This window comes from Psychrobacter sp. CMS30 (genome assembly GCF_904846565.1).
Lineage (GTDB): Bacteria > Pseudomonadota > Gammaproteobacteria > Pseudomonadales > Moraxellaceae > Psychrobacter > Psychrobacter maritimus.
The window spans coordinates 1-23,540 of record NZ_CAJHBF010000031.1 but is presented as its reverse complement, the minus strand read 5'-3'; the positions used below and the strand labels follow the sequence as shown (position 1 = coordinate 23,540).

Genomic DNA, 23,540 nt, shown 5'->3' with positions numbered 1-23,540 from the left:
GATATATAACGACCATAGTAACGGTTTTTGCCTAATACCACGATGATACCAGCCAACTAAGCGTATGATGTTGACCACCGCCACCCCAAGTGCACTGATGGTCAGCAAGTATTTATTGGGATAAAACATATCAGTGATAAAAAAGGCAAAGAAGAACAATAAGCTTGCGATATCCTGCGCTTTATTATTACGTACCGTTACTGCTTCAGTTTCACCTTGAGCATTTGGCACACTTAGACCACGCTCAATAAAGAACGGCACTACGCGGCGACCGATGGTCAATACCAAGCCGATAATCAAATAAAAACCTAAATAAACACCAACCTTGGTCAGATTCATATTGGCGCTGATAATGCCCCAATAGCACAAAGCATTGCCCACTGTTAATAATGCAAGCTTGGCTAAAATCCCCATTTGCTTATATTGCTTAACTTGCAATACTGCACGGAAAATCACAAACGCCATCGTGCCGATGAACAATAAATCAAATACCGCCGCCGCATATAGTAACGCCGCGCTGCTACCAGCAATCGTGATACCTAAGCCAAATCCCACCCAACCCAAACGCGCCAGCAACCAACAGACAAAAATACCGAGCAGCTTGTAGCCATGCGGCATCATAACGCCCGTCCAAGTCTTTACCGCGGTCAATAAAAAACCCGCCACGATGGCTAGCGCATAGCCGTAAATCATTTCATGACCATGCCAATACAGCGGATTCAACGTTTGCGCATCGATATCTGTATGGCCGGTAAACACAAATGCCCACAACGCCATGGTTATAATGGCAAATAGTGCCCCTGCGCTAAAAAATATCCGAAAGCTCAAATTGAGTATGGGATGCGGCGAGCTTGGTGGCTTGCTAGGTAGATTAATTGATTGCATAGCAGACTTCTTATAATAAAAGTTAGAAGGTATGTCTTAAAGATTCATTTTATATGAATGTTAATTATAATGCCACCTAAACTATATGACTGCTATGATTCATTCAAGTAGTGAGTCATTCAAGTAGTGACTCATTAAAGCAGTTATCATATACAGCTATAATTGATATAAAGCGCTAGAATGGATAGTGTTATTTTAGCCCAATCTGTATTTAATAACTGATATTCGATAAGTGATATTCGATAAGTGATATCCGATAAGTGATATTCGATAACTTACCTTCTATAATTTACAGCGGCATAAAACTCTAAAGTCACACATAGCTTGATATTTGCCCTCACCATTACCATCATAGGTAATGAGCACAGTTAATTTGACTGCGTAAATGGTTCACTTTTAGGAGATTGTCATGACAGAAGCGCATGCACCGATTGAAAAACGTAAAATCGTTAATAGGTTTTTGACCCTACTGACCAAAGAACAGCCGCAAATGTATTATGCAACGACATCTGAGATCTCTCGTAGCATCCATACCATGATAAAAGAGCATACCAACCGTCTGACAGTAGAAGAGCAAGCATTGGTTCGACATATGACTATCGAAGAGATTGAAGCATTACTAGGCTTTCATTCTAAATAACATTAGAACTATAAAACTTTAGAATCATTGCGTATAAATAAAAAAAAGACCACCATTCAGGCGGTCTTTTTTTATATCGAAACATTTATCTAACTACATCTAAGTACGTTTATCCATAATGCACTGATTAGAATGCACTGATTAAAACGGATATTGACGCGGTTCGTTTTGCATTGATATCCAATGCGTTCTGGTAAATTCTTCCAGTATCCACTCACCATTAAAGCGACCAATACCTGAGTTTTTCTCACCGCCAAATGGCATGTTGCTCTCATCATTGACTGAGATATCATTAATATGGGTCATGCCCGCTCTGATACCGCGAGCAAAGCGCAGACCTTTCTGCATATCTGCTGTAAATACCGCACTCGATAGACCATACATGGAGTCATTGGCTATCGATAACGCATCCTCTTCATCTTTGGCACGAATAATCCCGACCAATGGCCCAAACACCTCATTACGTGACAAATCCATCTCACGCGTCACTTCAGTAAAGATATGCGGCGGTACTACCTGACCTTTAATCTCACCACTCAAAATCATTTTGGCACCTTCTTGCTGTGCTTTAGCGATTTTTTCTTGCAGCGATTTGACTTGTTTTTCATTAATGATTGGACCAACTGCCGTATCTTGCTTGTTCGGATCACCGACGTTTAAGGTTTTAACATGAGCTAAGAAGCGCTCAACAAAATCATCATAAATCTCATCTTCAACGATAATACGGTTAATAGCGAGACAGATTTGACCTTGATGCAGGAATTTGCCAAAGGCGGCGGCTTTTACCGCTTGCTCAATATCCGCGTCCTTTAATACCACAAATGGGCTATTACCGCCGAGCTCAAGCGCAACTTGCTTGATGTAGTCGCCACCATTGGCCAATTCGCCAATATGTCTGCCCACTGAAGTTGAACCGGTAAATGAGACAAAGCTTGGGACATCATGAGTGACGATGGCGTCCCCTATCTCACTACCCGCACCGACGACGACGTTAAGCAGTCCTTTTGGCAAACCCGCTTCTTCGAATATTTTTGCTAACAGTAAACCACCGGTAATCGGTGTGTCACTGGCAGGCTTAAGCACGACCGCGTTACCAAGTGCTAACGCAGGCGCGATAGAACGTTGAGTAAGATGTAGCGGAAAGTTCCATGGGCTAATAACGGCTACCACACCGATTGGCTCACGGTAGACGAAGTTTTCTTTACCGGGGGTGTTTGATGCGCGAATCTCACCATGCACACGATTAGGGAAACTGGCCGCTTCAAGGGTAATTGCACGCGCACTACCGAACTCTACCATTGCTTTGATACGCGTACTACCCGACTCTTTGATGAGCCAATCGACAATTTCGTCTTGACGCTGATCTAAGACATTGACGACGTTATACATTAAACTGGCACGCTCAGCTGGCGTCTTTTGCGCCCATTGTTTTTGTGCCGCATTTGCTGCTTTATAGGCTTCATCAAGCTGTTCTTTCGTCGCCTGTTTAATCTCGACCAGCGTGTCACCATTATATGGATTGACATCAGTATTGACGCTATCGTCTTTACCCTGTTGCCATGAGCCTGCGATATATTGCAAATGAAAATCGCTATATACGCTCTGCTGAGTATTCTTAGTATCAGTTGACATAATAATCCTTATTTATTTTATGCTTGTTATTTAAAACGTTTGGTTCATTAAAACGCTTAGTTAATTAAAGCATCGAGCTGCTACATTTGGAATAGGTACACTGCAAAACAGTTATGTGCAATGGTTATGTTGGGAAATGATGGTTTTATGAAACGATAGTGTAAAATAACCATTCGCCATTAACCATCGATAACAAACGTAACTTGCTAGACGACTGGTCTAATGCTAACATAGTCAGCATAAAAATAAGAATCATTTATCACTAAGTATTGTTGAAAAAACGTAACACTCAAAATTATTATTTTTCTTTCGATTAAAAAAGTACCTTTAAAGCCCTGCTTTATCTCACTTAATTTAACGACATCACCATTTAATGACATCACCAAATAAAGATCTAAGGAGAACATCCTCTTCATGTCCGCTATTACAACCACTGCTCCATCAGATACCAGAGCGCACCTGTTAGCCATCGGCTATCAACTCATTGCGCAAAAAGGTTTTACCGCAGTCGGTATCAAACAAATACTTGATACCGCTGGTGTGCCAAAAGGCTCCTTTTATCATTACTTTGCATCAAAAGAAGCCTTTGGTGAAGCCATCATCGAGCACTATTTTGACAACTATAAAAATCGCCTCGAGGCGATTACTGCTGAAAAAATCAGTGCACAACAAAAGATTTATAACTATTTCCAAAATTGGTATGACACCCAGCAAAAGGGCTGTGACCATGAGAAATGCTTGGTAGTAAAACTCAGTGCAGAAGTGGCTGATATCTCAGAAACCATGCGTAAGGCTCTGTATGCCGGTTATCAACAAACCATCAACTGGATTGCTGTGCAAATAAAAGCAGGCTGGGCAGATGGTTCTATACCTCACCCTGACAATATCGCCGCCGAAAGTATGGCCAAGCGTTGGTACTTTGCTTGGTTGGGTGCCAGTTTAGTCGCTAAAATCAGTCAAACCGATACGCCATTAGCAGAAGTTTGGCTGATGACCACCTCGCAACTTGGTCGCTAAACGCTGTGTAAATAAAATTAATGCTAATAAAATCAATATACTAAAACCGATGTCAATAAACTTGATATCGCGACTATCTAGGTTGTTAATGCTGAGCTAGTAGCTACCGCCTTAGCTTATTAGCTACTCCCTTAACCATAGCAACCTAGCCATTAATACCTTCTCATTAATACTCAACTGTTAGCACTAACGTATAACGCTGATTGAGGGCTTTCAATCGCCAATAAGCAATTATTAATAAAATACTAAGAACTTTCAGTTATACGATAGTTTTGTAAAATTAATAAAAAAATAACTAGACGACCGGTCTAATTCATGTACAATGCGCACAGATGGCAATAATCGCTATGACGCATATCCGATATAAAAGACGTCATTCATTAGCACTTACATCACAACTTATCTCTTTATCATTAGAAACTAGGAATATTATGAATAACTTTCAATATTACAATCCCGTCCGTATCGTCTTTGGCGAAGGTCAAATCAAACAACTATCAGAGCTCGTGCCAACAGAGGCACGCGTGCTAATCACTTATGGTGGCGGTTCAGCGCAGCGTACTGGTACGTTAGATGAAGTAAAGAATGCGCTAGCAGCAAATGGCAAACGTGAAGTATTTGAGTTTGGTGGTATTGAAGCCAACCCAGAATTCACCACCTTGCTAAAAGCCGCTGATATGGTGAATGAGCATAATATTGATTTCTTATTGGCGGTTGGTGGCGGTTCAGTCATCGATGGCAGTAAATTTGTCGCGCTTATCTCTTCATTAACTGAAGATGGCAGCACCGATGGCACGGTTTCTCGTGAAAAAGCATGGGATGCGCTGACCAGTTATTGCAAAAATATCGATTCAGCGATTGATTTGGGCGCGGTTCTGACCATTCCAGCGACAGGTTCTGAGATGAACTCAGGCGGCGTGATTAACTATAGCGAACGTCAAGCAAAACTACCATTTGGTAACCCACTTGCCTTCCCTAAATTCTCAATTTTAGACCCTGCTAAAACCTTAACCTTACCTGAGCGCCAAGTAATGAACGGTGTTGCGGATGCTTTTGTCCATGTGATGGAGCAGTACCTTACCTATCCGGTTAATGCGAAAGTTCAAGACGCCTTTTCTGAGAGCTTACTTAAAATTCTGATTGAGGAAGGCGCAGCGGTTAAAGCAGATCCAGAGAATTTAGAAACGCGTAAAAACATCATGTGGACAGCAACCATGGCGCTGAATGGTCTGATTGGTACTGGTGTGCCGCAAGATTGGACGACGCATATGATTGGTCATGAACTGACCTCACTGCATGCGATTGACCATGCCCGTACGCTAACGATTGTATTGCCATCAGTATTGCGCGAGCTTAAAGACAGCAAAAAAGACAAACTGCTTCAGTATGCGCGTAACGTTTGGGGTATCAATAATAACGATACCGGTACACAACTAGACGATGACACCATCATCGAAACTGCTATTGTTCATACTGAGAACTTCTTCCGCGAGCTTGGATTGCCAGTTAGCTTAGAAGATGCAGAATTAACCGAGTCAGCCATTGACCCTATTATCAAGCAACTTGAAGCACATAACATGGTGAAACTGGGTGAGCATGGCAAAAATGACTTAGCTGTATCACGCCGCATTTTAGAACGCGCCGTTACCAGCAAAGCTTAATCGTCAAAAAACTTATAACTTTTTATTGTCACAACAATCGGTAGCCATTCACTTTGGCGTGGCTACTGACTTTAAAATCTTAAAACTTTAAAACGAAAATGAATAACTACAACCAATAACTAGAATAAGGAGCTTTAACATGAGCTTTGATAATAATTTTAATGCCCAACAAAACCAACAACAAAACCGTCAAATCAAACTTGCCAGCCGTCCTAATGGCGCGCCAACCAGCGATAATTTCGAGCTAACCACCAGCGACATCCCTACTCCTAACGACAAGCAAATGCTACTGCGTACGGTATATATGTCACTTGACCCGTATATGCGCGGACGTATGAGTGCTTCTAAAAGCTATGCTGACCCATTAGAAGTCGGCGATGTCATGCTAGGCGGCACGGTTGCACAAGTTGTCGAATCTAATATCGATAAATTCGCTGTTGGGGATTTGGTCGTATCAAATTCAGGCTGGCAGGATTATAGCGTCAGTGATGGCGAAGGCGTGCTAAAACTTGATAAAAATATGTCCAACCCATCTTATGGTCTTGGTGTCCTCGGTATGCCTGGTTTCACCGGTTATATGGGTTTAACCGATATCGGTAAACCAAAAAAAGGCGAAACCTTAGTCGTGGCAGCAGCAACTGGTCCTGTAGGCGCAACGGTTGGACAAGTCGGTAATCATTTAGGCTTACGTACGGTCGGTGTTGCAGGCGGTGCGGAAAAATGCGCCTATGCGGTCGAAGAATTAGGCTTTGATGTCTGTATTGACCACAAAGCCGACGACTTTGCCGAGCAGCTTAAAAACGCTTGCCCAGATGGTATTGATATCTATTATGAAAACGTCGGTGGCAAGGTATTCGATGGCGTATTGCCACTATTAAATGCCCATGCGCGTATCCCAGTATGCGGCTTGGTTTCACAATATAACGCCACCGAGCTTCCTGATGGCAAAGACCGCCTAGGTATGTTGATGGGTCATATTCTCAGTCAGCGCCTGACCATCAAAGGCTTTATCATCTTTGAAGAATACGGCGACCATTTCCCAGAATTCTTAAAAACCATGGGCGAATGGGTTGAGTCAGGTAAAGTCAAAACCAAAGAGCATATCGTGGATGGCTTAGCACAAGCACCACAAGCTTTCTTTGATATGCTAGAGGGTAAAAACTTCGGTAAAACCGTGGTTAAAGTTGCTGACGTTCAGTAGTTCATATCAAGCGACTTATATAAAGGTATAAAGTAGCCAGTTTTAAATAACTTTCAGATAACCACTTAACAACATAATACGTTAAGACAGCTACTGAAAATAATGCTTAAAACATTAATACTGTTAGCAGCCAGTTTTTAGCAAAGATAGCTTTATCATGGTCTTTGCATAGCTTTAGCAAAGCTGGCTGCGACATATCTGAACTTGGTATTAAATTAGCATTAAAACCTAGCAAACAATACAAATAATAAATAAGGACAATTATGAATATTTTAATGGTACTAACCTCACACGATAAATTGGGTGATACAGGCAAAAAAACCGGCTTTTGGCTAGAAGAATTTGCCGCCCCTTACTATGCTTTCTTGGATGCTGGCGTCAATGTTACTCTAGCCTCTCCTGCTGGCGGTCAACCACCACTTGATCCTAGTAGTGATACGCCAGATGCACAAACCAAAGATACCAAACGTTTTAAAGAAGACTCTGAAGCTCAAGAGCGTCTTGCCAATACCAAAAAGCTTGCTGAAGTAAAAGCCGAAGACTTTGACTCCGTCTTTTATCCAGGTGGTCACGGTCCATTGTGGGATTTGGCAGTTGATAAAAACTCTATCGAGTTAATTGAAACCTTTGTTAAGCAAGACAAGCCTGTTGCCTTTGTTTGCCACTCTCCTGCCGCGCTTAAAAACGTCAAAATCGATGGCGAGTATTTGGTCAAAGGTAAAAAGGTCACTGGCTTTACCAATACTGAAGAAGAAGGTGTTGGCCTGACTGACGTCGTGCCTTTCTTATTGGAAGACGTATTAAAAGCCAATGGCGGTCACTATGAAAAAGGCGCGGATTGGGAATCGTATGTCGTTGAAGACGGTCTATTGATTACCGGTCAAAACCCAGCGTCATCAGAAGAAGCCGCTAAACGTTTACTTGCTAAGCTGCAAGCATAATAAGCATAATATAAAAATATCGTAAAAAGGCTAATATCATGATTCGCTTACATCATCTTAATCAATCGCGCTCACTGCGTACGCTATGGCTATTAGAAGAATTGGGGCAACCTTATGAGCTGATTAGCCATCAGCGTGATACCAAAACGCATCTAGCACCAGACAGTCTAAAAGCAATCCATCCCCTCGGTAAGTCTCCGGTTATTGAGATGGATGGCGAGCTTTATGCTGAATCAGGGGCGATTATCGAGATGTTGATTGAGCGTTTTGCCCCCGAGCGCCTGCGCCCTGCTACCGATAGTGCAGAGTATGGTCATTATTTGCAGTGGATTCACTTTGCTGAAAGCTCACTTATGTTGCCGCTACTGCTTGAACTGTTTACCACTAAGGCAGGCGTTGGCGATAATGAATTCTTGGCGGGTTATATCAGCGCAGAAAAGCATAAAGTACTGAGCTACTTAAATGATGAAGTCAGAGACAAAGCATTTATCATCGGCAACAAATTAAGCGGTGCTGACTTTATGCTGGCATTTGACTTAATCATGCTCGCGCATCGTGGGGCGTTACAAGACTATATGCATATCAAGCAATATGCGCTACAACTGGCGAGTATAGATAGCTATCAGCGTGCGATGCGTTTGGAAGCCAATTACGATGACTCCATAAAGCGTTAAGCCAAATAATTTTTATTGTTTAATATAAAAAAACAGCTCTTTAAGAGCTGTTTTTTTATGCCTGATTGAAACTTAAGCCATTTATAAATACTTTAAATACAAAATTTTTGCTCAAGCCAGCTATTCATAAAGACATTATCAGGGTCAAACTCTCGGCGAATCTCTAAAAAGCGATTGAGCTTTGGATACAGATTTTGTAGCTCCACATAGTTCAATTTATTTACTTTACCCCAATGCGGTCGACCCTGCCATTTTTTCATATAATCATATAGCCATTTAAATAACGGCTCACAGTCCATGCCTTTATAGACATGGAATGACAATACCGCGCAATCCTCTCCCTGTGTGGGACTGAGCATACCGGTCTCGCCTTTATGTGTGCGCACTTCGATGGGAAAGTGCGAGCCTTTATTGTCTTTTAATAAAATATGATTGACCTCCGAGATACATTCATCAAAATCAGATAGCTTAATAAAGTACTCAGACTCATTAAACTTGACGCCGCGCGGTGTCGGAAACACCTCATAGCTATAGCCTTCACGCTTGGTATTAGGGATAGAGTTTGCGGAGATTTCACTCACCTTTTGGGTTAGCGACGGCTTCATACGAGCCAGCTCACACAGCACATAAAAAGCGCCGTTAAGGGTAACAACGCTATCAAAATGGTCTTTAAGCTTTTGTGTGCCCGTCATGGCTTTGGGCGCTATCACCGACAGCGTCTTTTGCTGAATTTTATTGGTACCGGGAAATAAAAACCATTCTAGATGGCGATGGCTATGCGCCGTTTCATGGAAGCGCGCCAATCCTTCTTCAAAACCTAACACTTCGTTGGCTTCTTTAAGCCCATATAGGTCGACTACTTTGAGGGTTAATTTGGTAAAAATACCAAGCATACCAAGGCTTGCATGCAAGGCATTACCCAACTCATCGGTTTTCGGATCGCCGCGATGATGGGTATGTACTTCTCCTTTGCCATCGACCCACTCCCATGTCACTACTTGATTGGCAATGGAGCCTAAAGTAATTCCTGTGCCATGGGTCGCCGTACTGGCAGCACCAGCGATAGTTTGCGCTTGCACATCGCCCATATTTTCCAACGCCAAACCATGTTCTTTAAGTGCGGCGCCAATTTCATATAAATAGGTGCCAGCATGTAAAGTAGCAAGCTTCGCTTCTTTATCCACCGAGATAAGACCGCGCATATTATGCAGACTGACGGCAATTTCTTCAGGTTTCGCGCAACCACTAAACGAATGCGCCGCGCCCGTGACTCTAACGCGCTTTTTATTTGCCCGTGCGTTTTTAACGATATCTTGTAGCTCTGCAACTGATGAGGGAGTAAGTTTTTGCTCAGGTGTAGCACGTTCATAACCGACCCAATTTTGCCATTCATTGCTTCCTTGCCACAGTCTTAATGAAAACATTTGCCCTCTCCTCGGTAGGTTGTCATTACTTGGTTTTTGGTTTTTGTATTTATTATTGGACGCGTTCCTTCGCTTCTTGCAAAACCATCTGTTATAGATTGAGCAGACTGTCGATAACAAATAAGCTCATTAAAATGCTCACACAGCTCGCCTGCCTTTGCATGGCGGCACCAAACCACATCACCGATACTAAGACGAGGTGCGTTGCCATCTTTTTTAGCTTTAGAGATGGCCATCGGCGTTTGTACTTCGCCAAAGCCTTCATCGTTTAATAAGGATAGATATTCGGGATAATGTATCACAGGCGCTTTGTCCGCGCCTGTCGCACCTGAGGCGATAAATCCACCGCTATGACATGTGATGACATTTTTTTCAGGCTGACGCGTCACGGGCAGCACAAATCCAGCGGCTGGCTGAAACTCATGCATGCTATCCATATAATCGAAATAAGCCGGTTTATAATACGCAGAACCCACGGTTATCTCGCTCACTTCAGGCTGGCTTGAAGTAAAATCCATACTACCGCTACCGCCACCGTTGACGAGCTTCAAGGTATAACCTTGTTTATTGAGATATTCAACGATGGAGCGGCGACGTTTACTAACTTGTTTTTGTGAGCGACTTTTTAATAAGCGGATGGCTGGCGACAACAAGGCTTTACCCGGTAAATGCTCAGGCAAACCAGCGATTTGTGCCTCATAACCCATTGCCGCACTGACATTAATACGGCTGTATTTTTTGATATGCTTTAGGAGTTTTTTAACGTCTTTTATAGTCATCAATGCCGAGCGCTTGGTACCGAAATAGAGCTTTGGCAGCGGCATCGACATATTGATATCGAGACAAACATCAATAACAACATCATGAATTTTGCCGACTTCATTAAGTACATCAACATGCTCAGGGCGATCAACCATCCAAATCATGGTCGCGCCCTGTTTGGTATAGTCAAACGTTGCCGCGACGCTCGCCATATCAAGAGTTGGATAAGCGCAAAGGATATTATCAAAGCCATTTTCTAACAAATACAGTGACTCATCGGCAGCATAGGACATCAGACCGATAAAGTGAGGAGAATTGTCTTTGATATAGCGCAGAACATCGAGAGAACGAATAGACTTAGTCGCCAAGCGCAGTTTGACGGCTTGGGTTTTTTTATTGACGAGCGCAATATTATGATCAAGCGCGTCCATATCTAGCCACGCACTCGGGGTTTTTGGCGCAATAATGTGGGCAAAATCCATTTTACTTTCCTTGTAACGACGATTAAACACAGCCCTGTGTCTTTTATTATTCTGTCATTATGACTCTATAAAAGAGCATAAATCAGCACCATAGTTTGAACCGAGAGCATAAGACAGTCAAGCACCATATCTATAAAAATAGAACAATTGTTAGGATTATAAGATAAATTATACTTATGAGCGCATAAAAAAGCCCCTCTAAATACCTATAACATCAGGTTTAGAGGGGCTTTTTCTTTATCGGTAAAACAGTACACTATAACCATTGGCTATAAATGCATACGCATTATGGTAATAAGCGTTTGGTTGTCCAGTTCGCTGCGCCGTCTGAGCCAGTCTTATCTAAGCTATATACAATACGGTCATGCATACGATTGGCACGACCTTGCCAAAACTCAATCTCATTCACTGTAATCTCATAGCCACCCCAAAACTCTGGGGTCGGTACCGGACTGTCCGCTGGATAATCAGCCTGCAATTGCTCAAAGGTTTGCTCCATCACAGTGCGATTGGCAACTTCACCACTTTGCGGTTGGCTAACCCATGCGCCTACTTGACTGTCGTGCGGACGTTTTTGAAAGTAAGCGGCCGATTTATTGGCATCGATTTTAGCAATACTGCCACTGATACGAATCTGACGCTCAAGCTGATGCCAAAAAAACAGCGCTTCAGCATTGGGGTTTTCAGCGATATCTTGACCCTTGGCGCTTTCGTAATTGGTATAAAACACGATACCGGTATCGGTAATTTCACGCAGCAAGACAATACGCACGCTAGGCTTATTGTCCGCCCCGCACGTCGCTAAACTCATCGCATACGGTTCTGGTACTTGCGCTGCTATAGCCTCATTCATCCAAGCGTTTAACAGCTCAAATGGCGACGCGGGCACTGACTGCTGGTCAAGCTGACCTTTCTCATAGGATAGGCGCTGATCGGTAAAATCCATACTCATGCTGGTTTCTCGCTATACTTTTAAATACAAACTATATCCGTAAATACTATCAATTTGGAATTTTTAATCCAAGATTTTAGCCCAAAACTGTTTTTATTTTATCAGCCAAGTCATTAGCCATCACATCGCATTCTATCTCATCATCTGATTCAACCATGACTCGAATCATCGGCTCTGTACCAGATTGACGGATAAGCAGGCGGCCACGACCTTCTAAAGTGGCGCGGGCTTTATCAAAAGCGGCGACCAACTCTTCATGTTCAAACGGATCTTGCATTTGCGATAAGCGCACATTGACCAGTTTTTGCGGTAATACTTCAAAACCTTCGGTCAAATCACTAAGCGCTTTACCGCGCGCTTGCATGACTGCGAGTATTTGTAAGCCTGCGATAATGGCATCACCGGTACGGCTTTTATCCAAGCATAAAATATGACCAGATGGCTCACCGCCCAATATCCAACCATTGGCTTCAAGGTCTTGCATGACATAACGATCGCCCACTTTTGCACGGGTAAATTCAATATCAGCGTCTTTTAACGCCAATTCTAAGCCCATGTTACTCATCAATGTCCCAACGACGCCTTTGGCTTTGGTTTGACCTTGGGTAGCAAGCACGTACAAAATACCATCGCCATCGACTAACTCGCCAGCTTCATCGACCATCACAATACGGTCACCATCACCATCTAAGGCAATACCGACATCGGCTTCATGCTCGAGTACGGCTTTTTGCAAACTTTCAGGATGCGTTGAGCCGCACTTTGCATTGATATTAATGCCATCGGGTTTGTTGTTAATCGCAATGACATTGGCGCCAAGCTCACGCATGACACGCGGGGCGACACTGTAACCTGCGCCATTAGCACAGTCGACGACAACGGTTAAATGGTCCAAGTCGTATTGATAAGGAAAGCTGCCTTTGCAAAACTCAATATAGCGCCCTTTAGCATCATTAATGCGATTGTTTTTACCCAATTTTGCTGGATCTAAAATAGGCATCAGAGCGTCGTTACTGCCCGAGGCAGCCATGATAGCGGTCAATTTATCGTTAATGGCATTTTGCAGCTCATCGGTGAGTTTTTTGCCATCACCTGAAAAGAATTTAATACCGTTATCAAAATAAGGATTGTGCGAGGCTGAAATCACTACGCCAGCATCAGCATTAAAGCTACGCGTCAGATGCGCAATAGCAGGCGTTGGTAGCGGCCCTAGCATATGGACGTCGACACCTGCGGCATTAAAACCCGCTTGCAGCGCCCCTTCAATCACATAACCTGATAGACGCGTGTCTTTACCAATGACCACACTGGGTTTACGAGCAGGATTATTATTATTTTCTATCAGCACCAACCCCGTGACATAGCCTAACTTTAAAATAAAATCAGGGGTAATGGGTAACTCACCAAATTTTCCGCGAATACCATCAGTGCCAAAGTAGCTCATTATTATTATTCCTCAATGTTAAAAAGTAAAAACCAGATGTGCGCACAGGCATAGCCGTAGATACAGATACGCTTAATCCAATCTTGTATTTTACAAAAAAAACAGCCAACAATAACAAGGCATTGTTGGCTGTTTGTATCTCGACGTCACGACAACGCTACTAAGCCAGAAATTTGCACTTAGGCAGCGTTAAAAATGCTATTAGTTGACACGGTAGTTAGGCGCTTCTTTGGTAATCTGCACATCATGGACGTGTGATTCTTTCATACCCGCTGAAGTGACTTTGACAAACTGTGGCTTAGTACGCATCTCTTCGATGGTTGCACAACCGGTATAACCCATTGATGAACGCAGACCACCCATCATCTGATTGACAATGCCAGAAACTGGACCTTTATAAGGGACACGGCCTTCGATACCTTCTGGTACCAATTTTTCCACACCATCTTTGGCATCTTGGAAATAGCGATCTGACGAGCCGTTTTGACCTGACATCGCACCCAAGCTACCCATACCGCGATAGGCTTTATAATAGCGACCTTGGAACAGCTCAACTTCACCCGGCGCTTCTTCGGTACCCGCCATCAACGAACCAACCATGATGCATGACGCGCCAGCAGCAATGGCTTTTGCCATATCGCCTGAATAGCGAATGCCACCATCAGCAATCAGTGGAATACTGTCTTGTAGCGCGTTTGCTACGCTATCAATCGCAGAGATTTGTGGCATACCAACACCAGCGATGATACGCGTGGTACAGATAGATCCTGGACCGATACCTACTTTTACCGCATCTGCACCAGCATCACGTAACGCCAAAGCGGCATCACCAGTGGCAATATTACCGCCGATAACTTGAACGTTTGGAAAGTTCTTTTTAATCCAAGAAACTTTATCAATCACGCCTTTTGAATGTCCGTGCGCCGTATCAACAACGATGATATCGACGTCAGCTGCAATCAAGGCTTCAACACGTGCTTGGGTATCAGCGCCGGTACCAACAGCCGCACCAACGCGCAGACGACCGTGCTCATCTTTACAAGCATTGGGATTGTTTTCTGCTTTGGTAAAATCATTGACCGTAATCAGACCACGCAAACGAAAATCATCATTAATCACAATGACTTTTTCGATACGGTGCTCATGAAGGAGTTTTTTGATATTCTCATTGCTCTCACCTTCTTTGACGGTGACCAGCTGATCTTTTGGCGTCATGATATGACTGACTGGCAATGACAAATTGGTCTCAAAACGCCAGTCGCGGTGGGTGACGATACCGATTACTTTATCAGTACCTTTCTCAACCACAGGCACACCTGAGATATTGTTATCTTGGGTCAATCTTAGTAGCTCACCAATCGTCATCTCTGGATGAACTGTGATAGGGTCAACCACCGTACCTGCTTCGAATTTTTTGACACGGCGTACTTGCATGGCCTGCTTATCGATATCCATGCTCTTATGCAAGATACCCAGTCCACCAAGCTGTGCCATGGTAATGGCCATATCAGACTCAGTGACGGTATCCATCGCAGCAGAAATCATTGGTAAGTTTAGCGTAATATTTTTGGTTAGGCGGGTCGTTAAATCAGCAGCTTTTGGTAGGATTTCAGAATAAGCTGGCAATAATAAAACGTCATCAAAGGTTAAGGCTTCATCGACAATTCGCAACATACAGACCCCTAGTGGTGGTTATTTTGATGGGTGGGCAATGCAGTATCAAGTCGATAAACGAATGTTTTGTCAAAACCAGCCGGCTAAAATGCAAATGAAGATAAAGCCATCGGATTGTGATAAAACCATGAGGAACAAACACTAAATACCAACATTCGCTCGGCACGTTATCTATTTATCAGCGCTAATAAAACGATTGGGTAAGTAGATTTGCCAATACAGCGCCTCTAAACATCCTAAAGTCTGATTAACGATGCTTAATAACTGAATTATCCCTTAAAAATAACGCCATATTATAACAAATAAGGCAAGCCTTCGCATAACATATTTGTCAGCTTATTTTGCTATAACCGCAATCCTGACCAATCCTCCCAGCTTATTTATAAAACCACTCTTTAAGAAGCTTAAAATACAATCGAATAGCATTGTTATAGACCAAAATGTTAAATTTAAACCTTTATCAAAAAACTCATTCATCACCTGCTTTGACAATCAAACGCTCAGCCGGTAAATACTCTTTTTGTTCGTTATATAAATAGCCTAGCATCTGCTCACGTACTTCACACTCGAGTGTCCATGCATCAATAGGGCTATTAGCCGCTTGGCTACAGCGTAGCTTAATAGTGGTTTCTGATACCGAAACGGTAAACAGCTCAGGCTCAGTTTCACCGTCCCATAGCGCATTGTCTTTTACCAGCTCGATGTATTTTTGTCGAATGGCGTCAATATCAGCGCCATAATCGACATACAAATAAATCACTGAGGTTTGATGCGATTCGGTATGCGACCAGTTTTCGACAATCTCAGTGATAAAATGCCGCATAGGCACTATCAAGCGGCGCTCATCCCACGTTTTTAGTACCGCATAGGTGTAGCCTAAATCCTCAATCGTACACCATTCACCCTCCATCATCACCGTATCGCCGATACGCACAGGCTGGGTAATGGCGACCTGCATCCCTGCGATGATATTGCCTAAAATGGGCTGGGCGGCAATACCTATCACCGCGCCGGCAATCCCAGCTGAAGTGAGTAAGGTCTTACCCAAACCATCGATATTGGTAAATTCACTCAGCCCTATCCAAATTCCGCCTAAAATCATCACAAATATAAAGACGCGGCGAAAGATAGACACATAAGTGCGACGGCTGCGGCCTTTATCAAACTGCTCTTCGCTTAAATTTTCGATTTGCAAATCTTTATAACGATTGGCAAAGAAATTAATGGCGCGAATGCCAAGCCACATGGCACTAAATACCAAGCCAATCCAAATAATGGGTCGTGTCGATGAGGCTAAGGCATCCAAATAAGGAAAGCCGCCTGATACCAAGGTATAAACAGATGAAAAACTGATGGTGAAAGTTAAGGGTACGGTCAGTTTATTGACTAAATCTTCCACCCCGTTGTGATGAACAGTACCAAGTCGGTTGCCTTCTTTGTCTAAAACATACCAATTGAGCAGTTTACCGGCCGCTTTACTTAATAGCCAACCGGCACCCATGGTAAAAGAAAAGAACATAAATAGTGCTATAAATTCCCAAATCGCAATACCAAAGACTTTTAACTTGGTCCAGTCGGGCAAATAACGCTCAAACTTTGCGGGCTGATATTGCTCGTATAGCTTATCGATATTGGCCACCGTCTGCGCAGAAAATACCCAAAAAGGCGCGCTATCATCGAGGCGAACGCGTTCGAGATGTATCGGTATGCGGCGCTCGCGATAGTCGATATAGCCTAATTGAATCGAACGCCTAGGAATGCCTTGAATACTATTCGTGCTACCAAGCGGCGGCTCTATCAAACCATCTGGGCGATCTGGCAGCTTGTCAAATACATAAAGCTTTTTTTCTACCAATAAAAAATCAAGCTGTTTGACTAGTTCCATTGCTTGGCTGCTTTGTTGCTTTTCATCAATCAAGTTCATATTGAGCGCATAAGCGGCCAAGTCATACTGCTGCTTTATAACCGCTGATTGAAAAAACTCTAACGTTGCCAGTGGTGTCGATAAATTCGGTGGCTCAGATAAGGGCGGCAAGCCTGCATTGAGAGTACTTAATGCATAATAGCCTTCGTTATAATCGCCCGTCAGACCAGAATCGCCTTGTAGCACGCCCGCTTGCTGCACGGTTTTTTTCTCAAGCGGACTAATCATCTCTTCGGCAATAGCAGAGGCGCTAACCCCTTCTCTTTTAAGCTTATCAAGCTGTTGCTCGGCATAATCAACGATGTTTTCTGGCGCAGTATTATCGGTACTAGCAGCATTAGCAGGCAGATAAACAATGCTTAGGATAATAACGGCCATGCTGAGAATAAAATGACGGATACTTAAATGCTTATTAAATCTTTTACCATTAGCCATAATAATATTCACACTCTCAAGTTTTTTGAAAGTCTCAAATTTTTCACAATTATCAAAACCAACAATATCAGCATCACCAATATTACCAGTATTGCCAGTCTTTAGAATTTGGAGGTTTTGAACAATCAAAGACCAATGAGAGTGTTTCATACGATAAGGCTCTGCTGCATTAAGTATAGGATTAAGCTAATGCACTGGGCAAAAAAAAGCCAGCGCTAAGCTGACTTAATTTATGGGCAAACTGTTAATCAATACAATTGGTTATATAGAGAATATGATTTAAGCGCGGCGCCAAGTCGTACCCGCGCGGCTGTCTTCAAGCTCAATACCAGCATTCTTTAACTGCTCACGTATCTCATCAGCACGGGCGAAGTTTTTATTGGTTTTGGCATCTGCGCGCTCGATGATTAATCCATCAATAGCCGCATCGCTTAAACCGTCAGCTTGCGCCTCACCGATGACCGCTTGTAAAAATTGCTGTACTGGCAGCTGCAATATATTTAGCGTCTGCGCCAAGGCTTTAAGCTGCTGCGCCAATTGCCATGCACCCTCTACGTCTTCCACTTTAATCGCTTTATTGATATCACGTGCCAACCCAAACAATACACTAATAGCCGTTGAGCTATTAAAGTCATCGTTCATGGCTTTGATAAAGTCTTGTCCCGCTGTACTGTCATAAGCGGCTGTTATCAGCTCATCATTGATAATAAGCGCTTGCCCTTTTTGTTGTTCGGCAGCTTTTAACGCTTGATATAGCCTGCTTAGGCTATTATGGGCTTCATCTAAAGCGCTATCGGAGAAGTTTACTTGACTGCGGTAATGGCTTGATAATAAGAAAAAACGCAGCGTTTCAGGATGGAAATGCTTGATGACGTCACGAATAGTGGCAAAGTTACCCAAAGATTTGGACATTTTTTCGCCATCGACATTAATAAAGCCAACGTGCATCCAATTACGCGCGTACTCGCAGCCCGTCGCCGCTTCCGATTGTGCTATCTCATTTTCATGATGCGGAAACTGTAAATCATGACCGCCGCCATGAATATCAAAAGTATTGCCAAGGCATTTGGTCGACATCGCTGAACACTCAATATGCCAGCCAGGACGTCCTTGACCCCATGGCGATGCCCATTGTGGCTCACCAGGTTTTGCCGCTTTCCATAGGACAAAGTCAAACGGATTGCGCTTGTCATTTTCGACATCAACACGCGAGCCCGCTTGCATATCGTCCAAATTGCGCTTGGATAATTTGCCATAATCAGGGAAGCTATCGACCGCATAATAGACATCGCCATTATCGCCAGCGTAAGCGTAATCATTACTGACCAAATTGCCAATCATCTGCTGCATCTCATCGATATGGTCAGTCGCACGCGGCTCGGCATCAGGCGATAAGCAACCAAGCGCCGCAAAGTCTTCGTGCATCGCTGTAATAAAACGCTGGGTTAATGCGCCAATCTCTTCGCCGTTTTCGGCAGCACGGGTGATGATTTTGTCATCAATATCGGTGATATTACGCACATAATTAACGTCATAACCCAATTGTTTGAGCCAGCGTACCGCCATATCAAAGGCAACCATCATCCGCGCATGACCGATATGACAATAATCATAGACCGTCATCCCGCACACATACATGCCGACTTTGCCCGCAACAAGCGGTTTGAATGACTGCTTGCGCCCAGTAAGTGAGTCGTAAATGGCAAGCTGAGACATAGCGTCTGCAAGAGGTGTGGTCATAGTAGAAAAGCCTTTTGATTAAAAGTATAAGAAATAAACGAGCATACCAATACTGCATCCTGTAGTCATAAAAACGTCTATCTATAAAAGATTTTAACGTGATGATTACCCTAAGGAGCACAGCAATATAAAACTTAACCCATTATCTTAGCGAAAATGCTCGTAAAATACTACAATGAGCGCACAACTAAGACTCGCAATGATAAAAAACACCGACCGCTAAGGATGCAAACATGGGCAATCGTTTAAGCAAAATATATACACGTACCGGAGATGACGGCACCACCGGCATGGCAGATGGCAGCCGCGTGAGTAAAGCGGACAATCTATTTAGCGTCATGGGTGATGTTGATGAGCTCAACTCACACATAGGTTTAATCCGCGCGCAATTGACGCAAACTTCAACTGACGTAAATAAAGAAGCCGATTTTGCGCAGGCATTAGTCATTATTCAGCATTTGCTATTTAATATCGGTGGCGAGCTTGCCATGCCAGAATATGAAGGCGTGAACGCCGTCCATATCGACTGGTTAGAGCAGCAAATTGATGCGATGAATAGTACCTTACCAGCGTTGAAAGATTTTATCTTACCGACAGGCTCAGTGCTTGTCAGTCAACTGCATGTGGCACGTACCGTCTGTCGCCGCGCTGAGCGTCAAGCAGTATTATTGCAACAGCAGCGCCCACAAGCGATTCGTCCAACAGCGGTCAGCTTTATCAATCGCTTATCTGATTGGCTGTTTGTTGCCGCCCGTTTCTGTACGGACCCTGAGCAAGTTTCTGAAGTATTATGGGACAGTCAAGTACTACAGAAATTCGCTGATAATAAATAGCGTAAGCTTAACCATTATATTATTAGCCAAAGGCTTAATCTAGCAAGCAAAACGCCCGCAACTTACGATGGTTGCGGGCGTTTTTATTTCAAACTCTAGGCTTAAACAGTAACTACTGACATTTTATTAATAAGTGGCGTTTTTATCTTCAATAATTACCATGTCGATACTTTCATCTTTAGGTACTGACTTAGGTGTAGCTGGAGTCACAGGCGCTGACGTACTAGGCGTTGCGGCCGCTTGGTTACTGCTTTGACTGTTCTGACTATTGCTACTCTGACTACTATTGCTTTGACTGCTGCTATCTTGGTTACTTTGCTTTACAGTCGGTGGCGTAGCAGGTTCAGTTGGGCGCACAGGGGTTACTGGCGTGACTTGTCTTGGCTGACGTGGTTGGCTGTCGTTGTTATTTTGCGCAGCTTGACGGCGACGTTCAGCTTGCTGGGCAGCGCGCTGAGCACGCTGCTCTTCTAGCGCCGACTGAAAGACTGAGCCTGCCACCACTTCTGATACGACTGTAATCAACGCCGGCTGCCCTGCGATACGCGTACGTACTTGACCACCTTGCGTACCAACGACATAAGTAAAGGCATCATCAACTAGCATATTGTTATTGATACGGATATTGTCATTGGCTAAACGAGACTGCAAGCTTGGCTGATTGTTGGCCGCTTGCAGCTGGCTCGCTTGATATAAATCTTCACTTGGCAAGGTCATGCTAACGCTCGCCTGACACGTGGTCATGCCATTGGCATTGGCTGCTTGTAAAACTGCGGCATTTTGGACATCGATGACGATACCATTGGTTTTCTCAGTGACAGCGCCGCCGTTTAGACCAATCTCAGCATCGTTGGCGTAGCTTGCAGCCAGCGTTTGTCCTTGTTGATTGAGCGTATTTTTTAAAGCGGATTTGAGGCGATCTTGTACCATCGGGTCATCACAGCTAACCGCAGTAGCAGCAGCGTTTTCGCTAGCAGTGGTGTCTTCGGTTAGCTCTGCTGTCTCCGTCGTTTCTTCTTTTTCTGAGCGGTCACAGCCAGCCAGCGCCAAACTGCATGCGATGCCAATACCAGCAACCTTATACCATTTGCTCAAACTCTTATTTGCTACGCTCATCTTTACTTTGCTCCAATTTACTGATTCGTACCGCCACTGATGGACATTGTTTAACATTCAAAGACTCACACTGAAACCATCACGCTAAAATCGTAACAATTAGCAATCGTAACAATTAACAGTCATCGTGCAAGTTTTGAAAACCACATTATTATACGGTGTTTGAATTAAATGGTCATCAGTGTAGCCTATCGATATACAAATAACGCCTAACATTAGGGCTAAAATCGAGGTTTGGTTGCAAAAACGCAACAAATACCTAGGGAAATAATAGCGTAAGTTATTGGCGCATCTCATATAAGTGATGAATCTGCTATCCTGCAAATATTTTATTAGACCCAGTTTTCTAGAGGCGATATGATGGCGGTAAAATATTTGATAGTTATTGATAATGATAAATTTTAAAAACACGCTTTTATTAGGCCATCGCGGCGCGCGCGGTGAAGCAGTAGAAAATACCGTAGCAGGTTTTAAGCTTGCGCAAAATCTGCAAACAGCGGGCTTAGCCGGTGTGGAATTCGATGTGCAGTTGACTGCGGATGGTCACTTAATGGTCTTTCACGATGACAATTTACAACGTATGTGCGCGCAGCAATCACGTATCGATCAGTTAAGCCTGGCTGAAATTGAGCGCTACTCGCAATTGGATCATAAGCAATCTGGCCATAAGATTACGCCGTTAGCGCATATAGCAGCTGCATTAGAAGGCTTTAGTTATATTGAGCTTGAGATTAAGACTCATGAGCGCACGGATTACCGCAAGCTAATTAAGGCTTTGATGACGGATTTAATCGACAGTCCGCTTGCCAACCTACCTATCGTGTTGACCAGCTTTGATGTCGAGCTACACGCCGGACTGCAACGCAATAATCTATTGCAGCATATACCACGTGGTTTATTGATTCGGACGCCTGAAACCTTGATATCGGCATCTAATACTGCGCTGCAACTTGGCTGTGTGCAACTCGGTATTCACTATCCGCTGCTGAATCAAGCAGTCATTGCCCACTGTCATCGTTATAACTTGCCTATCAGTGCGTGGACGGTCAATGATAGCAACACGATTGAACAATTGATCGCGTGGCAAGTCGATGTCATTATCACTGACTATCCAACCTATTTACTTACATAACCTATTTGCTCACATCACCTATCTATTCATAGATAGAAGGGGTTATTTATGCTCATGCAACCTTTTGATACCTATATATAACCCACGCCTCTTTTAACGACTACCATAGTTTAATACCCTACATATCTACCATCGTACTTACACTTTTACTAAATTGCTGATAAGTCTTGGGTTATTTACGATAATACATTCCATAACTCATACAAGTTATTGTTATTTAGCAATATTTTTCTAGTGTATAACTGTTCACTTTGTCTTTCTTTTCAGGTAATATGGGGTCTAAAATTAATACCGTTAGGAATATTACATGATTGCTAAAAAAGTAATAGGCTTACCACTTAAGGGCTTACGTTTGGCCATGAAGTCGGGTGATACGCTTATACAGCACGCTGGCACTCAAGCACTGCGCGTAAAGACGTGGCTTGATACTAGCAAAAGCAAAACTGACGACGCTGCCGATACGCAGTTTGCGACCACCAGCGGCTATAAAAATGCCAATGCAGCGAGCAACGATGAAGGCATCGATCCTCTGGAGCTAGAATTCCAAAAATCGCCGATTAACTTGGTACCAGCGATTTTCCTTATTACAACGCCTATTGCTGCGGCAGTCATTACGCCATGGTACTTACTGACCCATCAGGTTAGTGCGCCTGTTTGGGGTGTGTTTGGTGCCTTTATGGTCTGGACAGGTATTAGTATTACCGCAGGCTATCATCGCCTACTGTCGCACCGTGCGTACAAAGCCCATCCTTTGGTAGAAAACTTCCTATTGCTAGGCTCAACCCTTGCGGTTCAAGGCTCAGCCTTTGACTGGGTGTCAGGTCACCGTACCCATCACCGTCATGTTGATGATCGCATGGATGACCCTTATTCAGCACAGCGTGGGTTTTTCTTTAGCCACATTGGCTGGATGCTACGTAATTACCCTAGCGGGCGCTTTGACTATAAAAACATTCCTGACTTAACCAAAG

General features: G+C 43.5%; 18 protein-coding genes and 1 pseudogene. 9 read left to right on the top strand and 10 right to left on the bottom strand.

The window, feature by feature from the left end:
• The coding region (locus tag JMX94_RS12375; RefSeq protein ID WP_201565832.1) for an NnrS family protein at nucleotides 1-885 on the bottom strand (885 nt) is incomplete at its 3' end.
• A gap of 409 nt (nucleotides 886-1,294) precedes the next feature.
• Between JMX94_RS12375 and JMX94_RS12370 the strand changes: the two genes are divergently transcribed.
• Nucleotides 1,295-1,525 (top strand): hypothetical protein, encoded by a 231-nt coding sequence (locus tag JMX94_RS12370; RefSeq protein ID WP_201565831.1) that lies wholly within the window; start codon nucleotides 1,295-1,297, stop codon nucleotides 1,523-1,525.
• Between the two features lie 141 nt (nucleotides 1,526-1,666).
• On the opposite strand, the gene JMX94_RS12365 is transcribed toward JMX94_RS12370, so the two are convergent.
• Nucleotides 1,667-3,157: an aldehyde dehydrogenase family protein gene (locus JMX94_RS12365; RefSeq protein ID WP_201565829.1), complete on the bottom strand. Its 1,491-nt coding sequence runs from the start codon at nucleotides 3,155-3,157 to the stop codon at nucleotides 1,667-1,669.
• Nucleotides 3,158-3,571: 414 nt separating this feature from the next.
• Here JMX94_RS12365 and JMX94_RS12360 point away from each other — a divergent pair, with 414 nt between their 5' ends.
• From JMX94_RS12360 to JMX94_RS12340, 5 genes are all read left to right on the top strand, one after another.
• Nucleotides 3,572-4,174, top strand: coding sequence for a TetR/AcrR family transcriptional regulator (locus tag JMX94_RS12360; RefSeq protein WP_201565827.1), 603 nt, complete (start codon nucleotides 3,572-3,574; stop codon nucleotides 4,172-4,174).
• Nucleotides 4,175-4,605: 431 nt separating this feature from the next.
• Nucleotides 4,606-5,835 (top strand): iron-containing alcohol dehydrogenase, encoded by a 1,230-nt coding sequence (locus tag JMX94_RS12355; RefSeq protein WP_201565825.1) that lies wholly within the window; start codon nucleotides 4,606-4,608, stop codon nucleotides 5,833-5,835.
• A 139-nt stretch (nucleotides 5,836-5,974) separates the two neighbouring features.
• Entirely contained in the window at nucleotides 5,975-7,036 is a 1,062-nt protein-coding gene (locus tag JMX94_RS12350) for an NADP-dependent oxidoreductase (protein ID WP_201565823.1), read from the top strand.
• Between the two features lie 263 nt (nucleotides 7,037-7,299).
• Complete coding sequence (locus JMX94_RS12345) at nucleotides 7,300-7,977, top strand: type 1 glutamine amidotransferase domain-containing protein (protein ID WP_201565821.1); 678 nt, start codon at nucleotides 7,300-7,302, stop codon at nucleotides 7,975-7,977.
• Nucleotides 7,978-8,015: 38 nt separating this feature from the next.
• Nucleotides 8,016-8,651, top strand: coding sequence for a glutathione S-transferase family protein (locus JMX94_RS12340; RefSeq protein ID WP_201565819.1), 636 nt, complete (start codon nucleotides 8,016-8,018; stop codon nucleotides 8,649-8,651).
• Nucleotides 8,652-8,743: 92 nt separating this feature from the next.
• On the opposite strand, the gene JMX94_RS12335 is transcribed toward JMX94_RS12340, so the two are convergent.
• The 7 genes from JMX94_RS12335 to cysS form a co-directional block, all read right to left on the bottom strand.
• Nucleotides 8,744-10,075, bottom strand: coding sequence for a D-arabinono-1,4-lactone oxidase (locus tag JMX94_RS12335; protein WP_201565817.1), 1,332 nt, complete (start codon nucleotides 10,073-10,075; stop codon nucleotides 8,744-8,746).
• A complete protein-coding gene (locus JMX94_RS12330; protein ID WP_201565815.1) occupies nucleotides 10,063-11,319 on the bottom strand; it encodes an alanine racemase in 1,257 nt (418 codons plus the stop codon). Before JMX94_RS12330 ends, JMX94_RS12335 begins: the two co-directional genes overlap by 13 nt.
• 286 nt (nucleotides 11,320-11,605) lie before the next feature.
• Nucleotides 11,606-12,265: a pyridoxamine 5'-phosphate oxidase gene (gene pdxH / locus JMX94_RS12325; protein WP_201565834.1), complete on the bottom strand. Its 660-nt coding sequence runs from the start codon at nucleotides 12,263-12,265 to the stop codon at nucleotides 11,606-11,608.
• An 82-nt stretch (nucleotides 12,266-12,347) separates the two neighbouring features.
• Nucleotides 12,348-13,715 carry a phosphoglucosamine mutase gene (glmM, locus tag JMX94_RS12320; protein ID WP_201565813.1) on the bottom strand — a complete coding sequence of 456 codons (1,368 nt, stop codon included), beginning with the start codon at nucleotides 13,713-13,715 and terminating at the stop codon, nucleotides 12,348-12,350.
• Nucleotides 13,716-13,916: 201 nt separating this feature from the next.
• Nucleotides 13,917-15,389, bottom strand: a complete 1,473-nt coding sequence (guaB, locus tag JMX94_RS12315) for an IMP dehydrogenase (protein ID WP_201565811.1) — start codon at nucleotides 15,387-15,389, stop codon at nucleotides 13,917-13,919.
• Nucleotides 15,390-15,858: 469 nt separating this feature from the next.
• A complete protein-coding gene (locus tag JMX94_RS12310; protein WP_227673642.1) occupies nucleotides 15,859-17,898 on the bottom strand; it encodes a mechanosensitive ion channel family protein in 2,040 nt (679 codons plus the stop codon).
• 129 nt (nucleotides 17,899-18,027) lie between these two features.
• Nucleotides 18,028-19,488: a cysteine--tRNA ligase gene (gene cysS / locus JMX94_RS12305; RefSeq protein ID WP_201565809.1), complete on the bottom strand. Its 1,461-nt coding sequence runs from the start codon at nucleotides 19,486-19,488 to the stop codon at nucleotides 18,028-18,030.
• 233 nt (nucleotides 19,489-19,721) lie between these two features.
• Here cysS and JMX94_RS12300 point away from each other — a divergent pair, with 233 nt between their 5' ends.
• Nucleotides 19,722-20,321, top strand: a complete 600-nt coding sequence (locus JMX94_RS12300) for a cob(I)yrinic acid a,c-diamide adenosyltransferase (protein WP_201565807.1) — start codon at nucleotides 19,722-19,724, stop codon at nucleotides 20,319-20,321.
• Between the two features lie 126 nt (nucleotides 20,322-20,447).
• Here JMX94_RS12300 and JMX94_RS12295 read toward each other — a convergent pair whose 3' ends face one another.
• Entirely contained in the window at nucleotides 20,448-21,437 is a 990-nt protein-coding gene (locus tag JMX94_RS12295; RefSeq protein ID WP_201565805.1) for a hypothetical protein, read from the bottom strand.
• Between the two features lie 391 nt (nucleotides 21,438-21,828).
• Between JMX94_RS12295 and JMX94_RS12290 the strand changes: the two genes are divergently transcribed.
• Together JMX94_RS12290 and JMX94_RS12285 are read left to right on the top strand one after the other, a co-directional pair.
• Nucleotides 21,829-22,569 (top strand): glycerophosphodiester phosphodiesterase, encoded by a 741-nt coding sequence (locus tag JMX94_RS12290; RefSeq protein ID WP_201565803.1) that lies wholly within the window; start codon nucleotides 21,829-21,831, stop codon nucleotides 22,567-22,569.
• A 307-nt stretch (nucleotides 22,570-22,876) separates the two neighbouring features.
• Nucleotides 22,877-23,540: pseudogene (locus JMX94_RS12285) on the top strand (hypothetical protein); the annotation flags it as partial.

Coding starts and splice junctions, on each gene's coding strand:
- cysS (WP_201565809.1), bottom strand. CDS start 19,488: ATGACCACACCTCTTGCAGACGCTATGTCTCAGCTTGCCATTTACGAC.
- JMX94_RS12350 (WP_201565823.1), top strand. CDS start 5,975: ATGAGCTTTGATAATAATTTTAATGCCCAACAAAACCAACAACAAAAC.
- JMX94_RS12340 (WP_201565819.1), top strand. CDS start 8,016: ATGATTCGCTTACATCATCTTAATCAATCGCGCTCACTGCGTACGCTA.
- JMX94_RS12300 (WP_201565807.1), top strand. CDS start 19,722: ATGGGCAATCGTTTAAGCAAAATATATACACGTACCGGAGATGACGGC.
- JMX94_RS12310 (WP_227673642.1), bottom strand. CDS start 17,898: ATGAAACACTCTCATTGGTCTTTGATTGTTCAAAACCTCCAAATTCTA.
- JMX94_RS12355 (WP_201565825.1), top strand. CDS start 4,606: ATGAATAACTTTCAATATTACAATCCCGTCCGTATCGTCTTTGGCGAA.
- JMX94_RS12330 (WP_201565815.1), bottom strand. CDS start 11,319: ATGGATTTTGCCCACATTATTGCGCCAAAAACCCCGAGTGCGTGGCTA.
- guaB (WP_201565811.1), bottom strand. CDS start 15,389: ATGTTGCGAATTGTCGATGAAGCCTTAACCTTTGATGACGTTTTATTA.
- JMX94_RS12295 (WP_201565805.1), bottom strand. CDS start 21,437: ATGAGCGTAGCAAATAAGAGTTTGAGCAAATGGTATAAGGTTGCTGGT.
- pdxH (WP_201565834.1), bottom strand. CDS start 12,265: ATGGATTTTACCGATCAGCGCCTATCCTATGAGAAAGGTCAGCTTGAC.
- glmM (WP_201565813.1), bottom strand. CDS start 13,715: ATGAGCTACTTTGGCACTGATGGTATTCGCGGAAAATTTGGTGAGTTA.
- JMX94_RS12290 (WP_201565803.1), top strand. CDS start 21,829: ATGATAAATTTTAAAAACACGCTTTTATTAGGCCATCGCGGCGCGCGC.
- JMX94_RS12360 (WP_201565827.1), top strand. CDS start 3,572: ATGTCCGCTATTACAACCACTGCTCCATCAGATACCAGAGCGCACCTG.
- JMX94_RS12365 (WP_201565829.1), bottom strand. CDS start 3,157: ATGTCAACTGATACTAAGAATACTCAGCAGAGCGTATATAGCGATTTT.
- JMX94_RS12335 (WP_201565817.1), bottom strand. CDS start 10,075: ATGTTTTCATTAAGACTGTGGCAAGGAAGCAATGAATGGCAAAATTGG.
- JMX94_RS12345 (WP_201565821.1), top strand. CDS start 7,300: ATGAATATTTTAATGGTACTAACCTCACACGATAAATTGGGTGATACA.
- JMX94_RS12370 (WP_201565831.1), top strand. CDS start 1,295: ATGACAGAAGCGCATGCACCGATTGAAAAACGTAAAATCGTTAATAGG.